Source organism: Alistipes sp. UBA1686 (assembly GCF_002320215.1).
Classification (GTDB): Bacteria; Bacteroidota; Bacteroidia; order Bacteroidales; family Rikenellaceae; genus Alistipes; species Alistipes onderdonkii.
Genome location: NZ_DCKA01000020.1, coordinates 18840 through 35010 on the forward strand (window position 1 = coordinate 18840; position 16171 = coordinate 35010).

The 16171-nt window shown below is 54.9% G+C and carries 9 protein-coding genes and 1 pseudogene; 6 read left to right on the forward strand and 4 right to left on the reverse strand.

The annotated features are described in order from the left end of the window. Nucleotides 1–13 precede the first annotated feature (13 nt). The 5 genes from B3C38_RS09740 (at nt 14) to B3C38_RS09760 (ending at nt 9623) form a co-directional block, all read left to right on the forward strand. Nucleotides 14–1309: a DUF4876 domain-containing protein gene (locus B3C38_RS09740; protein ID WP_195285757.1), complete on the forward strand. Its 1296-nt coding sequence runs from the start codon at nt 14–16 to the stop codon at nt 1307–1309. A 24-nt stretch (nt 1310–1333) separates the two neighbouring features. Beyond that, nucleotides 1334–2920, forward strand: a complete 1587-nt coding sequence (locus B3C38_RS09745) for a DUF6850 family outer membrane beta-barrel protein (RefSeq protein WP_278792448.1) — start codon at nt 1334–1336, stop codon at nt 2918–2920. Nucleotides 2921–2984: 64 nt separating this feature from the next. Then, on the forward strand, nt 2985–5180 hold the full coding sequence (locus tag B3C38_RS09750; protein ID WP_286726887.1) for a HEAT repeat domain-containing protein: 2196 nt from the start codon (nt 2985–2987) through the stop codon (nt 5178–5180). A 15-nt stretch (nt 5181–5195) separates the two neighbouring features. Next, a complete protein-coding gene (locus B3C38_RS09755) occupies nt 5196–7418 on the forward strand; it encodes a HEAT repeat domain-containing protein (protein ID WP_286726888.1) in 2223 nt (740 codons plus the stop codon). Between the two features lie 12 nt (nt 7419–7430). Continuing rightward, on the forward strand, nt 7431–9623 hold the full coding sequence (locus tag B3C38_RS09760) for a HEAT repeat domain-containing protein (RefSeq protein ID WP_286726889.1): 2193 nt from the start codon (nt 7431–7433) through the stop codon (nt 9621–9623). A 1445-nt stretch (nt 9624–11068) separates the two neighbouring features. Here the strand turns inward: B3C38_RS09760 and B3C38_RS09765 are convergent. Continuing rightward, the gene (locus B3C38_RS09765; RefSeq protein ID WP_286726890.1) at nt 11069–12250 is read right to left on the reverse strand and encodes an OmpA family protein; all 1182 of its coding nucleotides are present in this window, start codon (nt 12248–12250) and stop codon (nt 11069–11071) included. A gap of 129 nt (nt 12251–12379) precedes the next feature. On the opposite strand from B3C38_RS09765, the pseudogene B3C38_RS09770 reads away from it, so the two are divergent. Then, nucleotides 12380–13298 (forward strand): annotated as a pseudogene (locus B3C38_RS09770) (IS982 family transposase). A gap of 22 nt (nt 13299–13320) precedes the next feature. Here the strand turns inward: B3C38_RS09770 and B3C38_RS09775 are convergent. From B3C38_RS09775 to B3C38_RS09785, 3 genes are all read right to left on the reverse strand, one after another. Beyond that, nucleotides 13321–13473 (reverse strand): hypothetical protein, encoded by a 153-nt coding sequence (locus B3C38_RS09775; protein ID WP_279190795.1) that lies wholly within the window; start codon nt 13471–13473, stop codon nt 13321–13323. Nucleotides 13474–13768: 295 nt separating this feature from the next. Next, nucleotides 13769–14938, reverse strand: a complete 1170-nt coding sequence (locus B3C38_RS09780; RefSeq protein WP_009597084.1) for a DUF1735 and LamG domain-containing protein — start codon at nt 14936–14938, stop codon at nt 13769–13771. Nucleotides 14939–14964: 26 nt separating this feature from the next. Beyond that, the gene (locus B3C38_RS09785; RefSeq protein WP_278792457.1) at nt 14965–16152 is read right to left on the reverse strand and encodes a glycoside hydrolase family 18; all 1188 of its coding nucleotides are present in this window, start codon (nt 16150–16152) and stop codon (nt 14965–14967) included. Between the last annotated feature and the right edge of the window lie 19 nt (nt 16153–16171).

Sequence of the window (16171 nt, forward strand, 5' to 3'; positions counted from 1 at the left end):
CGCAAGTACAACCATGAAAAAGACATATATAGCCATACTGACGGCCGCTGCAGGGCTCTGTTCGTGCATCGAGATGATGGACTCCGCCAGCCAGGCCGATGTTGTGAATCCGTTGAACGTCTCCTTCAAGGTCAAGGCCGTGACCGGCTTTGTGGATGCCGACGGCAACGGTACCATCAACACGGATTTCCCGGTGGATGGGCTCACCGTCCGTTTCACCAATTTCGAGGAGGACGCCGTCATCGAAACGCTGACCGATGAGAACGGCATCGCACAAACCGAGGTCGCACCGGGCAACTACACGATCTCGGTATTCGGCGAATCTGAATCCGAAGGCAATACCTATTACCTGAACGGATCGGTGCAGAACAAAGCCATCACCAAAGACATCACGCCGGAACAGGCCGAGGCGTCGAACGACTTCTCGATCGCCATCCGTCCCGCCATGGTGGGCCCGCTCTGCTTCAGCCAGATCTTCTACTGCGGAAGCACCAATCCCGAGACGCAGGCGACCTATTTCCGCGACCAGTTCTACGAAATCTACAACAACGGCGACGAGACCTATTACCTCGACCACCTCTGTTTCGCGCGTCTCGTGCCCGAATTCGCAACGGCGACGCTCCCGGAATGGCCCGCCGAGGACGGACTGAACAACTACGTCTATGCCGTGACGGTCTGGCAGCTGCCGGGTAACGGAACCGACTACCCGCTCAAGCCGGGCGAATCGTTCATCATCACCCAGGAGGCCGCGAACCATGCCGACCACAGCAAATACGGCGGACTGATCGACACTTCGCTGTCCGAATTCGAAACGTGGGCCGGCAATCCGCAGCGTGTCAACCCGGACGTTCCTGATCTCGAGTACGTTTTCTGGTCGGGATACATCGTGACCATGCAGTGGCTGAACACCGTCAGCGGTCCGGGACTCTGCATCTACCAGCCCGGCAAGCACCTCGAATTCCCGACCATCAATACGGGCGTGGTGGGAGAGACGACCCAGAGACAGGTGGGCAAAACGCAGGAGTACGTCCGCATTCCGGCCGAACAGCTGATCGACGGCGTGGAGATGCTCCCGACATCGAACAGCCTCAATATGAAGCGTATTCCCGGATTCGTGGACGCCGGAGCGGCTTCGACGGAGGAAATTTACGTCGGCAAGAGCGTGTGCCGCAAAGTGATCGGCCAACGGCCCGACGGCACCCCGATCTACCAGGACACGAACAACTCGACGGAAGATTTCGAAACGCAGGTCCCGCAGTTCCGCCGCAACGGCGAAAAGATGCCCGCCTGGAACTGGTCCCTGAAATAATAATCCCCCTAAATCGAATGAGTTATGATAAAATATAGCTACATCAAACTGACGGGATGCCTCGTGGCTGCGGCCCTTGCGCCGCTCTGCACCTCGGCGCAGCGGATCAATACCGAGGCCTCCGTCGAACGGCTGAAAAGCGAGAGTCTCCAGTTCAGCTACTCGGACAACGCGTCGGGCATCCAGCTCGACCAGATGGACTACTACAGCCAGGTCGGACTGGGATACGATATTGAGAAAGGTTCGTTCAAACGGGCGCAGGAGGGGGAACACAACACCGGGTACCGCTTCTTCACCGACGGCGGCGGCACGATGAAGGCCCTCAAGGGCGCTTTCATCTGGGGTAGTTTCGAATATTCGCGCGACCAGCTGCGCGATGCCGAGTACAACGCCTCGCTGATCGACCCGCTGCGCGGCACGCCCTTCTTCATCGCCGACACCTACAAAAGCAAATGGATCAACCAGCTCTACGACATGACCGTGAAGGCTGCGGCGCCCAAATTGTGGGACCGCCTGATCTTCGGAATCGAAGCCACTTATCAGAACGGCCAGGGCGCCAAACAGCACGACCCGCGTCCGCTGGTCAGCCTTTCGAAATTCGAGATCAAACCGGGTGTGACCGTCACGCTGGGCAAGCACGCCATCGGCGCTAACTACCAGTATTACTCCCGGCGCGAAGACGGAACCGCCTCGAATAAAATCTCGATGAGCACCAACCCGGTCTATATTTTCAACTTCCCGGGATTCTACGTCGATACCTCCATCTCCAGCAGCACGGATGACAACCAGCGCATCTACAACGCCAACTGCATGGGCGTCGGCGGCCAGTACTCGTTCACGACCCAAAAACTGCGCCTGCTCGTATCGGGCAAGTACACCCGGGAAATAGAGGATGTCACCAACAGCTACACGACGCCCAAAATGGTCGGCACGACCCGGGACGAACGCTGGTCGATCGGCCTGAACGCCGTCTACAAGCCTTCGAAGGAGAATACGTTCTTCCTGAATGCCGCTTACGGCGACCGCAGCATCGACGGCATCCAGTATGTACAGGAGTGGGACAACTCCTTCGAGGTCGCCAAGTGGATCATCAAATCGAAATCCGTTCGTTCGAACAGTTCGAAGGCCGGTTTCGAGGGGCGTTTGCAGTACATGCGCACCACCCGCGGCGATTCCTACAACTGGACCGCCGGCGTCGAATTCTCCAGCGAGAAGCTCAGCGACATCTACTATTTCCCGCGCAGCACCCAGGACATCGAGAACTGCAAGGTAGGCATCTTCGGACGCAAGAATTTCATCTTCAACGAAAAGCACTCGCTGCTCGTCGGAATACGCGCCTCCTACAAGATGAACGACAGCAGCGACATCGACTACAACGGCTACAAGGCCGACGCGAAGTGCTACACCGATTTCACGCTCCGCGACTATTACTACCTCGGGTCGGGATACGCTGCGTTCGGCGGTGAAATCACCTATTCGTTCGCCCGGCTGTTCAAGGGCCGCGGTTCGGTCTTTGCCGCAGCCTCGGGCGACTATGTGCGTGCCGACGACCACCGCGACCTGTTCGACCGCCGCTTTTACGCCAATTTCAAAATCGGACTGATGTTTTAAAACCGGAACCCTCCGGAGAGGACGACACATATCCTCCCCGGAGGGTTTCAAATAACTGCTCCATATGAATTATAGAAAACCGTTTTTTGTCCTGCTGGCCGGAGTTCTGCTGCTTTCGGCCGCGCCGGGACGATCGCAGACGTTCGAAAACCCCTCCATACAGGGACCGAGTTCCTTCGCCGTGATCACCGACTCCCGGATCGCCCGGGAATGCCGGCCCCAAATGACAGCCTACAAACAGACGCTCGAAGCCGAAGGACTGCCCGTTTACATCGTTTCGCACGACTGGACGACGCCCGAACAGGTGCGTGACGTCCTGCGCAAACTTTATGCGGAAAACGCTTTGGAGGGATGCGTATTCATCGGCGACGTGCCCATCGCCATGATCACCAAGGCGCAGCACCTCACCTCGGCCTTCAAAATGGACGAACGCGACCACCCGCTCCACGAAACCTCGGTTCCTTCGGACCGCTTTTACGACGATTTCGATTTGCAGTTCGTCCCGCAGGGCACTCCCTCGCAGGGACTGTTTCATTATTACGAAATGTCGCCTGATTCGCCGCAGTACATCTCCTGCGACATCTATTCGGGCCGCATCAAGGCGCAGAAAGCCTACGGCGATCCCTACAAACAGATTGCCCGTTACCTGGAGAAAGCCGTGGCCGAACACCGCGACGCGACGCCTTTCGACCAGTTCGTCTCCTACACGGGCCACGGCTCCTACTCCAATTCGCTCATCGCCTGGCGCGATGAACAGCAGCTGCTCGACGAGCAGTTCGGCGACGTGTTCAGCCGCACCCACAACGCCAAATTCCTGCGTTACTCGATGCAGCCCTTCGTCAAGGAGTCGCTCATCCGCGAGGTCCGCCGCGACGACGTGGACATGATGGTCTTCCACGAACACGGAATGCCCCACCGGCAGTACCTTTCGGGGACGCCCTATGTGGAATCGGCCGAAGATGCCGCCGCCGAGATGCAGCGCAGCCTGCGCGAACTGGCCCGCCGTCCCGGCAGCGGCCGGGAATCGGCCGCCAAACGCGCCGCGGAGAAAGGACTCGATTCCACGTGGTACAACCGGGCCGAGGAGCCCGAAATGCTCCGTCTCGACTCGATCGCCGACCTGCGCACGGGCATCATCCTCGAAGAGGTCGAAGCCATCACGCCGAATGCCCGCTTCGTGGTCTTCGACGCCTGCTACAACGGCGATTACCGCGAGGACGATTTCATCGCAGGACACTACATCATGGCTCCGGGACGCTGCGTCACGACGTTCGCCAACAGCGTCAACGTGCTTCAGGACAAGTCGGCTTTCGACCTGCTGGGACTGCTGGGCGAAGGGCTGCGCATCGGTGCCTGGGCCAAAAACATCCACATCCTCGAGTCGCACGTGATCGGCGACCCGACCTACCGCTTCAAGGCCGCCCGTCCCGAACTCGGGATCAATTCGATGGCGCTGAAGCGCGACAACGGCTTCTGGCTCGGACAACTCGACAATGCCGTGCCCGACATCCAGAACCTGGCGATGATCCGGCTTTGGGAAAACGACTATCCGCAGCTGCCCGCCATCCTGCTCGACAAGTGCGCCGGGTCGCCTTACAGCGTCGTGCGTTACAATGCGTTCCGGCTGCTCGAGTCGCTCAACGGCCCCGAATACAAACAGGCGCTGATGCTGGCCGCCTACGACCGCTTCGAGTTCCTGCGCCGCATCGCCGTCACACGCATGGGCCGCATCGGCGACGAGGCGTTCATCCCCGTGCTCATCGATGTCTATGTCAAGGATCGCAATGCCGCCCGCATCGTTTTCAACATCAGCGAGGCGATCCGCTGCTTCGACAAACCAAAAGTCGAAAAGGCGATCGAGACCTATTTCGCCGACAAGGATTTCTACCATGCCCGGGAGGAGAAACAGGAGCTGCTCGACAAACTCATCGAGCGCGACGGACTCTCGCCCGGCGAATCCTCGACGCGGGAGATTCTCGACTCCCATGGCAAACTCCGCTGGCGGCAGTCCCGCATCAGTTTCCTCAAGAACCGTCCCTATCACCAGCACGTCACGGAATACCTCACCCTGCTGGCCGACGAGCAGGCCCCCGAAATTCTGCGCGTGTGGATGGCCGAGGCGCTGGCGTGGTTCAACCTCTCGGTGCGGCGCCATGAAATCGCCGATGCCGGACGCCAACTGCTCGCCCGCGGCAACTGTTCGCCGGAACTGGCCAAAGAGGTGCAGCACATGATTAACCGCGTAGAATCCAAGAAATAATCCGTAATGAAAGCTATGAAAAGATATTTATTGACAATCGTCCTGCTGCTGCCATTCGTCCTGCAAGCCAAAGTCGCAGTCGAAAAGCCCCGCAGCAAACAGCCTACCGCGTTCGCAATCGTTGTCGATCAGACGACCTACGACAAAACGGCGCCCCAGATTCATGCCTACCGCGACGCCCTGGAGGCCGACGGACTCTCGACCTACATTCTCCGCGACAACTGGCTGACCCCCGAGCAGGTGCGCGAACAGCTCATCGCGCTGATGCGCAAAACCGCCAAACGCTCGCCGCTCGAAGGCGTGGTCTTCGTGGGCGACATTCCGATCGCCATGGTGCGCAATGCCCAGCACATGACCACGGCGTTCAAGATGGACGAGGAGAATTTCCCGATGATCCAGTCGTCGGTCCCCTCCGACCGCTACTACGACTGCCCGGACTTGCAGTTCGAGCTGATCGCCCGCGACACGACCGACCGTCTGCTCTCCTATTTCAACCTCGCCTGCGACTCGCCGCAGCGGCTCGACCCGGCCTTCTATTCGGGACGCATCCGCTATCCCGAACAGCTCGGAGGCGACAAATACGAAGGAATCGCCCGTTATCTGGAAAAAGTCGTCGCCGAACGCGGCAAAGTCGACCAGCTCGACAATCTGGTGACTTACGCCGGCGACGGATACAACTCCGACTGCCTGGTCTGCTGGATGGACGAGCGCGTTGCCATCGACGAAAATTTCCCGCTGACCGACACCCGCAAGGCCGGAAACCTGCGCCAGCTCAATTTCCGGATGGACGATTACATGAAATACCGGATGTTCGACGAGTTGGTGCGCCCGGAGGTCGATGCCATGTTCTTCAACGAGCACGGTTCGCCCGACAAACAGCACGTCGGCAGTTACACGACCGAGCCCGACAGTTTCGAAGGCCAGTACAGCCAGCTCAAGGCCGAGGTCATGATCGCCCTGTATATGGAACGCCGCAAAGGCGACAAAGCCGACATAGAGGGAGCCAAACAGTATTTCAAGGAGAAATACCACCTGACCGACGCCTTCTTCGAAAAAAAGGAGGCCGACGACGACACGAAGGCCAAGGGCGACCAGACGATCATCAGCCTCGAGGACCTCGAGACGCTGGCCGCACAACCGCGCTTCGTGATGCTCAACGCCTGCTACAACGGCTCGTTCCACAAACCCGGCTACATCACGGGCTACTACATCTTCGATCCGGGCCGCACGGTGGCCACGCAAGGCAATACGGTCAACGTACTGCAGGACCGCTGGACCTACGAACTGGTCGGCCTGCTGTCGCACGGCGTGCGCGTCGGGCAGTATAACCGGCTGATCGCATCGCTCGAAGGACACATCATCGGCGACCCGGCCTTTCGGTTCCGGCCCGTCGAGCCCAATATGCTGGCGGCCGACATTACAACCCGCAAGGGAGACGCAGCCTACTGGCGCAGCCTGCTCACGAGCCCGTGGGCCGACGTGCAGAGCCTCGCACTGCGCATGCTGACCGACGCCGGTGCGATCTCGGCGGGCGAACTGCTGGAGTTCATGAAACAGTCGCCGCTGGCGACGACCCGCATGGAGTGCCTCAAACTCATCGGACGTTTCGGCGACGAGGAGATTTTCGCGCAGGCCATCATCCGGGGACTGAACGACCGTTATGAACTGCTGCGCCGCAACGCCGCGAACTATGCCTGGCAGTCGGGCCGTCCGGAACTGCTGCCCGCGCTGGCCGAGACCTATGTCAACGACAGCGAATCGAAGCGCGTAGCCTACATTGTCATGAAGGGACTGGAGCTGTTCCCCGAAAAAGAGGTCGAACAGGCGCTGCGCACGGCCGTCGAGGCTTCGCCGTATACGGACCGCGAGGCTAAATTCACCGAACTTTGGGAAGAGGTCGCCGGCGAACAGGCAATGAAGGAGCGACAGCGGAACCTGCTGTTCAACGGCAAAACGCTCAAAAGCCGCATCTCGGCCATCCGTTCGATGCGCAACAACACCTACCACGAACTGGTGCCCGACCTGCTGAAACTTGTGACCGACGCTTCGCAGCCCCTCGAACTGCGGGTCAACACGGCCGAGTGTCTGGGCTGGTTCGCACATACCCCGCGCCGCGCCGAGATCATCGACGCCTGCCGGCAGGCAGCCGCCGACAAAAATCGGGAGAAAGAGCTTCGCGACGAGCTGACGCAAACCGCCATCCGGCTCGAAAGCAGCGTATCCGTACCGACCCGATAACCCAGCATGACCATGAAACTGAAAAGAATCGTCTTACTGATCGCCGTCTGCCTACAAACCCTGTCACTCGCAGCGGCGCCGCGAATCGTCCGTCCCGATGTGAAAAGCCCCACGACTTTCGCAATTTTCATCGACAGCAGGAGTTATAAAGCCGCAGCAGCCGAAGTCGACGCCTACCGCAACGCCGTGGAGCGCGACGGATTGGGGACCCACCTGCTCATCGACGAGTGGCAGAGCCCCGAAAGCGTGCGCAGCGAAATCATCCGGATGACGGAGGCGCAGCCGCCCCTCGAAGGCGTGGTCTTCATCGGCGACATCCCCGTGGCCATGATCCGCGACGGACAGCACCTCACATCGGCGTTCAAGAGCAGTCAGGACCGCGACTGGAAAGATTCGTCGGTTCCCTCCGACCGCTATTACGACGACCCGGGACTGCAATTCGAGTTCCTGCGCCGCGATGCCGACGAACCGCTCTATTTCTACTACTCGCTCTCGCCCGAATCGCGCCAGCACATCGCGTCGCCGATCTATTCGGCCCGCATCAAGCCGCCCAAACGCGAAGGCGCGGATTCCGACGAACTGCTGCGTGCCTACCTGCGCAAGGTGGTGAAGGCCCATGCCGAACAGAACGAGCTGGACAACCTGTTCGTTTTCCGCGGCCACGGCTACAACTCCGAGGCTCCCGAGGCCTGGGCCGGGGAGCAGATCGCGCTGCGCGAACAGCTGCCCGCACTTTTCCGCACCGGCAGCACCGTGCGTTTCTACGACTTCGAAAGCCGCTGGCCCATGAAGCCCTACCTGCTGGAGAAGATGGCCCGCAAAGGCGTCGACGTCGCCCTGTGCCACCACCACGGCTCTCCCGACATGCAATACCTGAACGGCTACCTGAACGGTTCGAGCATGAACGTTTCGATCGAAAACATCAAACTATTCCTGCGCAGCAAACTCGACGGACGCAAAGACCCCGAAAAGCGCAAGGCCGAAATGATCGCCTATTACGGCGTGCCCGAAGCGTGGTGCGAGCTCTCCGATTCGCTGCACACGGCCGATTCGCTGCTCAACCGGGCAATGGACGTACACATCGAAGACCTCTACGATCGGCCGATGAATCCCCGTATGGTGATGTTCGACGCCTGCTACAACGGCTCGTTCCACCTCGACGACTGCATCGCCGCGAGCTACATCTTCGGCCCAGGCGACTGCATCGTCACCCAGGGCAATTCGGTCAACGCCCTGCAGGACAAATGGCCCGACCGCTACATCGGACTGCTCGACTGCGGCGTGCGCATCGGACAGTGGGGACGCCACGTGCATTACCTCGAAACGCACCTGATCGGCGACCCTACCTACCGTTTCGTCAACCGGGCGCTGCCCGGCACCGACCTAAACACGGTACTCACGGCAAAAGCATCAAACAACAAATACTGGCTCCGGATGGTTGCCGAAACGATGCCCGCCGACGTGCAGGCCATCGCCCTGCGCAAGCTGGCCGATAACGGTTACGACAAAATCGCCGATTTATGCGAAAAACAGGTTGCCGAATCTCCTTACGGATCGGTGCGTCTCGAAGCCCTCACGCTGATGAGCACCAGCCGTTCGCCCCGTTTCAACGCGATGCTGGCGCAGGCGGCGGGCGATAGCTACGAGCTGGTGCGCCGTTTAGTGTCGCAATGGATCGGCGACTGCGGCAACGACGAGTTGGTTCCCGCGGCCGTCGAGATGCTGCTGGACGACGAACTCTCGCTGCGAGTGGCCTACCATGCCGATGAGAACATGATGTTCATGAATCCCGATGCCGTGAGCGCCGAACTCCGCCGTCAGTCCGCAGCTAAACACGAGCTCTATCAAAACGAAGAGTCGCTGCAGAAACGCCTGAAGCGTATAGCCGACAAGCAGGCAGAGCAGAGGGAAACGTTCAGATTCATCCGGAACCCGCAGAATAAAATGAAGCGGCGTCTGAGCGAAATCACCTATTTCCGCCTCTACCGTCACCACTACTGCGTACCCGAACTGATCGCCCTGGCCGAAGACGCCGCACTCGAAGAGCCGCTGCGTGTAGCCGCCATCGAAGCATTGGGATGGTTCGGCCGCTCATACCAGCGGCCCGCAATCGCCGCCATGTGCGAACGGCTGCGTCAGGGTGAACAGCCCCAATCGATCTCTGAACAGATCCGACGCACATCTAAACGGCTGGAAGCTTATTAAATAGCGAATAATTGTAAATTTGTGGGAATCATATGTTTTTATTTAGAAGTAGGATAGGGGGGCTGTCTATTCTCTATGGTTGGTAAAACCGAATTATATTATCAGTCACACAAAGTAATCAAACAGCATTGAGAATTCCCATCCCGGGTATGCATGTAAGTAGCTTATAGTTGGCATCTAATTCTGTAGTGCCCCAGACGATCGTTTCATTCCTGATTTTCTGTCAGCTTAATCTTTGCGATACAATCATCCAGTTCACTTTTCAAGAAACAAATACTTTCAGTTAATTCAGCCATGCACTATGTATATTTATAGTTTTCAATCCAATACATACAGATACTTGGTGCTTAACAAGATTATCCCGAATTGTCGGTCAATTTCGTAGTTTTATCAGATCTGGGTTCGGAAGCGTAGGCTGATGTTTTTTCAAAGCATACATTGCAATTCGTTGGGCATCTATTCTGTCACTCTTGTCTCGTTGAATGCCTCCGGAACTTTTTATATCCAATGGACAGGCTAGTAGTGACAATTGCAGTTTGTGGAGAGTAAATGCCGCTAAGGGAATAAATTAAATTGTGTCAAACGAAAAATGTTTAATTATAATAAGACATAGTTTACAGCCTCCCGTCCAAGAAGTGTTGCGACATTCTCGATATTATTCGAAAGCGATTTGTGGGCTAATTCTTTTTCTTCGATAGATACAATTGAGGCTTCAAAGATCTTTTCCCCAGATCGAGACCAAAAATAAACATTAACTTTGTTTTACAGTATGAACCATTGGTAGAGATCGAGCTAACATTTTATCAGGTCTGGAAACCTAAAATTCTAATAGGCACCTTCTCTTTGAGGGGAATTGCAGTCTAATGCCATTAGTTTTTCAGGACTAGTCTAACAGTTAGTTCACTGCAGTGCTCTTGATTTCTTAAAGGTAACTCTTTTCTCCGCTTTATACCGCAAAACTAAAAGTCCAAAAAATTTTTAACCCTCTGAGAATTACTATCCGGAAAAGTTTTCGAATAGTAGCACGAATAAAAAAGGGCTATCTAAAATATGTTAGATAGCCCCGACTATACAGATGACGGCAGTGATTAAAACTGAGATCATCCGGCTTTGTTCGTATCTCTGCATACAGCCTTTTAAGATATCCTTGGGCTACAATTCATCTAAACTTATGACTTATTCTCGTCAGACCTTAAATACCCATTCATGGCAATTGTATAGACGGAAAGCGTATACGCATGAATGCAATACGATTTCACACTATCGAACATCTGAAGATAACGGTTTTTTAGCTGCGAGCCCCGGGCAGAACATCTACGTACCACCCTATATACGGATTGACAATATGTTCGGATCGAGGCTGAATTAGGCGAATTGTACGAAATTCTGAGAAAACCGGTAAACATTGTCCACCGCTGAAACCTCATCCCCTTCAACTTTCCCGTTTATTCCATGATGATCACCGTGCGATTCAACTCCGGCTCGGGGAATCGGTTGTTGCGATCGCCTTCGGCCACCGTCTTCAGACGGTCTTTTGAAATACCGTATTTTTCAACGAGAATCTCGTAAACGTACAGCATACGCTTTTCGCTCAGCTTCTGGTTGAAAGCGGCCGTACCCGTAGCCTTGTCAGCCCCCCCGTAAAGCGTGAAGGTCTTGTCCTTGTCGACTTCGAGTGCGTTTTTCACATAGAAATCGAGATTCGTAAGTTCTTTCTTGTCGAGTGTCGCCTGACCAATTTTGAAGAACAATGCCACGGGAGTGGGAGACACTTTGCTTTCGCCCTCCACAATCACCGTTTCGGGCTTGCGGTTGCGCAGCGCCTCGTTCTCGTCGGCGAGAGTCCTGTTCTTGTTGGCCAAGGTCGTATTGTCGCTCTCCAGAGCCTTGATACGGCTCAAATAGGGCGTAACATCCACCGGTGCTACCGCTCGCTTGAAATTGCGGCGGTTGAGCTTGAACGTAAGACCCATCGTCACCGAGGTCATACCTTCCCCTTTGCTACCGCGTGATACACCGTCGAAACGCTGATTCACAAACATATGACGCGCTTCCAGTGTTAGATCCACGAGGGAGCATAAGCGAATATTATTCAGCAAGCCTACGCTCATCGCAAATTCATTATCATAGCTATCGTTCCCATACGAACGGGCCCAACCGGCGCCGAAGAATGGCACGAAATTCCATGTACGCGTCTCCTTGTAGCCGCTCACGGCATTGGAGAAGTTCCACATGAAATCGGCATGCAGATACGATACGCCAAATTTTTCGTTGTAAATATCCGCCTGTTTATCGAATAGCTCTTTGGCATAGATCGTCTCTCCCAATGTCCAGCCCTTGGCTTTGATACCCGAATAGCCGATGCGGGCGCCGACTGAAGGGGTGAACCACTTGCCGACATTCAGGTCGAGCGCCGGAGCGAGGCGTCTACCGAACTTTCCGTAGGAATCGTTCTCCCCGTGATAGATGTTCACTCCGCCGGCTACGCCGATGAAGATGTTGTCGAAAAAGCGATTGGTTTCATACGGGCCGCGCACAACCCGGTTTTGTTCGTCCCGATTGCGATTTTCCTGAGCCATGGCTCCCATGGAGGCCAGTGTTAGGAATAAGATCAGTAGTCTTTTCATAAAGTTTTTTAATATTTAAATTTATTGGAATCGTCATCCAAATAACGACTCCGGGTATAGTCATTTGCAATCACTCACCCGTTGGCGGAATTAATTTAAGTTGATAAATAAGAGTAAAAAGTTACATATATCACTATTTTTAGCAATTGTATTTGTACAAAGGTCATCAAAATATATGGGATATGCAAGAAATTTTCTCAAAATCTCGTTAATGAACTCGGTAACATTCCACGCCGTGGTTCTGTTCCAAGATTCTCTGACTTGGAAGTAGTTGCATTGGCATTGACTGCAGAGTTAGAGAGTATAGACAGTGAAAAGTGGCTGTTCGATTATAAATTGCAAGAGTACAAAACGAATATACCCACTCTTATCTAACGCCGACAATTCAATGACCGTCGAATGAATACGGCGCGTTTGTGCGAGGAGATACGTAAGAGACTTGCTAAGACTATGGATGACGGTAAAGAACTGTTATTTGTTGACTACAAATCAATAGAGATATGTCGTCTTGCATGGGGAAAATGCTGTAAGATGGGACGAACAGGGGTATTCTCCAAAGCCCCGGATTTCGGATATTGTGCTTCTTAGAACACATACTATTTTGGCTATAAGCTGCACGCAATCTGCTGATTAAGTGGGGCAATTCGTTCGTATGACTTGTCCAAAGCAAGCGCATTTGATCTCAACTATATGAAAGATATAAAGCTGACATGTCACGACTGTAGCATCTACGGAGCTAAGGGATATATAGGAGCGGACGTGCAACTTGACCTATTCGAAACGGCACACATAAGACTCGAATGTCCCTATTGCCTTAATCAGAAAAAATGGAAGCCGATCTTCATTCCTTTGGCAAAAGCAAGGAAAAAAATAGCCTCCTCTTTTCTCACAGCGAACCGACCAATTCTTGGTTATCAGAAATTATGCAACAATAACAAACGGCCTGTTGTCCAAAATCATTGTAAAAATTAGTGCACTTACCGTCTTACAATATGTAAATTTCATCAATAACAAGCCCATCGGAAGAATTAAGTATGCACTAAATTAATTCCGCCAACGGGTAATCTCTATTATAGAGATGATCCCTGCGGGAAGCACGTAGACGGTTCCTGTACCACTACTTGCGATAAGATCACAACGAGTACAAGAGCAGCCATTAAGGCTATCTCCAGCTGGATAATTACAAAATCCAGAAGCCGGGCTTCAAAAGTGATGTTTTCCATTCATTATTCGTTTTTATGTCGTCGGCTCCTTGTCCTGGTATGGCAGGGTAAACACGGAGTGGACTCTCAAATCTTCTTCCGTCTAGGCCCAAGGAATAAATCAAATCGATCGAATGACCGCTTCGCACCTATTCTTGAACGGGACGCACCGAAGCAGCGCCAGCGCGGGGTTCGTAGGCTAACACGGCAACACTTTCCGTTTGGATACTAATACAGTTATGACTGTAACCCATCGTTGAATGAAATGTATGGCGGCAGGCACGCACCGGGCGCGCCTGCCGCCATAATTACGGGATTAAGGCCACGGCGTTTCCGTATCGGTGGACTTGATGCCGGCAACCCACGTCGGGGTCTTGGACGTCTTCAGCGTATGCCCGTTGCCCGTGCAGTCCTCGAACGTATTGCCCTCGCCTTCGTTGAAGCGCCAGTAAGCCTCCAAGCCCTGCGATTTGGCGCTGGTCGTGGTCATGTTGTTCTGCACCTGCGCTTCCGTACGGCATACCGACCAGATACGCGCCTCGGACATCAGTATCTTACATCCGCTCCACCACGAATCGCCGGTTCCGTGTCCGCCGCCGGCATCGCCGCCGAACCAGTTGGCCGATCCGAAGTTGGGATCGCACACGCCCTCCTTGCTTCCGGCAAAAGTACCGTTGACATAGAGGGTCACCTTGGTCCCGTCATAGGTCAGCGCCAGATGCTGCCATTTGTTGGGCGTGAACGACAACGACGGATTGAGATACCAGCCGTCGCCTTGGAACTGCACCAGCGAATGGGCCTTATGGTCCGAAGTGTCGTTCTGCGGGTCCTCGAAGCGCAGCAGCACCGAACCGCCGTTGGTAAATACGGCACGGTTGCGGTTGGCCGTATTGCTCACTTGGAAACGCACCTCGACCGTAAACTGCGGAAGCGTCAAGGGGAAACCGTCGGCGGCAAGTCCCGCGCCGCCGACGAACATCGGGAGCGACGAGACGACGATCGCTTCGGTCGTAATCACATAGGTCGAGGTCAGCGAGGTCACCGGAACCGACCCGTCGGCGCTGACAAGACGCAGCGGCAGGGCATAGCTCTCGCCGACATACTCCTTGGGCAGCGGCTTGATATGGATCTTGGTTGCAGGAGCGCTGAATTCTCCGGCCTTGATCGTCACTTCGGAGTCCATCTCGTAGACCTCTTCGGGCAGTACGAGAAAACTCGAAGCCTGCTTCTGGTTGTAACGGTCCAGCACCTCGGAATCGACCACGAATTTCAGCTTTACGTCTTTCGTTGCGGCCTCGCTCAGGCAGGCCGTGATTTCGGCGTCGGCGCCCAGTTCCGTAATGGTCACTTTCGTGCTTTTATTCGACGCGCTCTCGCTGACGAAGGCGTGCACTCCGAGCGTATCGTAATCGGCATCGTTGCAGGCCGAGAATCCCGAAACGAGCGCCGCGAGACCGAGAACTGCTGTTTTAATGCTGTTTTTCATCTTTTTCTTGCTTTTGGTTGTTCGGACTAATTGACTGCGGGGTTCTGCGCCTGAATTCCGGTTCGCATCCATTTGTAGGAGGGTTTGTTCACCGCCTCGTTACTGAACCGGTAACCACCGAAACCGCCTTTGCGGAAGCCGTTGACGGGCTGCCATCTGGCCATTCCCAGCAACGACGGGCACTCGGCCTTGTCGAGTCTGGTTCCGTTGCGAAGCGTCCAATAATAACCGCCGTTCAATGCGTCGATGGCGCTCTCCATGTTTTCCGTGACGATGAAGCGCTTGGTGATCTCCTCCTCGGACATGTATTCGCCGAAGTTATTGATTATCTGCCTCAGGCGAGAGTCCATATTCGATTCGCTCTGTCCTGCAGTGGGCGACGGAGTGCCGCCGGAAACCGAATAGGCCTGTCCGATGAAATAATCGAAGTAAGTAGCGGTCTTCGACGGCACCTCCCAAAGTTCGCCGTCGATAACGAGCATTTTACCCGAATTGGACTGAGGGCCGAGGTGCTTGCACAAAATATCGAGGAACACTTCCACACGATCGGGATGCTCGTCGAGCTTCGCATTGGGATATCCGTCCACATTCGGCTCGAAGTCGATATCCAGACCGTCGTAACCGTATTTGTAGATCGTATCCGCGATCGCCTGCGCATATTTTTCCAACGATGCTTTCATGGCGTTCTCCTCAGGCACCATGATGGGATTTCCCTGCTTGTCGAACATCGGATTACCCTCTTCGTCGAGCTTCTGCACCTCTTTCCAGCCCCAGAACGCTTCGCGGGTCGCTTCGTCGACATCATATTCGGCAGGAGTGAACCCCTTGCCGACATACTGGATAAAGGTACACATCAGCACTTTGGTCCCTTTCTTCTGCTGCACCATGCGGAGATCTTCGATCTTGCCCTGCGAAAGGTTGCTCGAATTGTCCCACAACGAGACCATATCCATACTGTCGGGAAGTCCCATCAGCATACTGGCCGTCAGAACGGCAGGATCGCCCCAGCCGCTGAACCACCCGAACGAAATCGAGTGATCCGTCTTTTTCCACTCGCGCAGAGCTTGGTAGTAGGATTCGGGGCGCGAGGTCTCGGTATTGCCGTATTCGACCTTCTTTTCGGCTTCGACCTCCGTCCAGTCGCTGCAGTTGGTAAACGCAGTCGCGAAAAGCAGCGCCGCCGCCAATGCCCATATATTTTTCTGTATGTTCATAATGTATGCTTTCGTTTAG

Bases quoted from the DNA above. Each gene is read 5' to 3' on its own strand.
- B3C38_RS09740 (WP_195285757.1), top strand. From the start codon at position 14: ATGAAAAAGACATATATAGCCATACTGACGGCCGCTGCAGGGCTCTGT.
- B3C38_RS09745 (WP_278792448.1), top strand. From the start codon at position 1,334: ATGATAAAATATAGCTACATCAAACTGACGGGATGCCTCGTGGCTGCG.
- B3C38_RS09750 (WP_286726887.1), top strand. From the start codon at position 2,985: ATGAATTATAGAAAACCGTTTTTTGTCCTGCTGGCCGGAGTTCTGCTG.
- B3C38_RS09755 (WP_286726888.1), top strand. From the start codon at position 5,196: ATGAAAAGATATTTATTGACAATCGTCCTGCTGCTGCCATTCGTCCTG.
- B3C38_RS09760 (WP_286726889.1), top strand. From the start codon at position 7,431: ATGAAACTGAAAAGAATCGTCTTACTGATCGCCGTCTGCCTACAAACC.
- B3C38_RS09765 (WP_286726890.1), bottom strand. From the start codon at position 12,250: ATGAAAAGACTACTGATCTTATTCCTAACACTGGCCTCCATGGGAGCC.
- B3C38_RS09775 (WP_279190795.1), bottom strand. From the start codon at position 13,473: ATGGAAAACATCACTTTTGAAGCCCGGCTTCTGGATTTTGTAATTATC.
- B3C38_RS09780 (WP_009597084.1), bottom strand. From the start codon at position 14,938: ATGAAAAACAGCATTAAAACAGCAGTTCTCGGTCTCGCGGCGCTCGTT.
- B3C38_RS09785 (WP_278792457.1), bottom strand. From the start codon at position 16,152: ATGAACATACAGAAAAATATATGGGCATTGGCGGCGGCGCTGCTTTTC.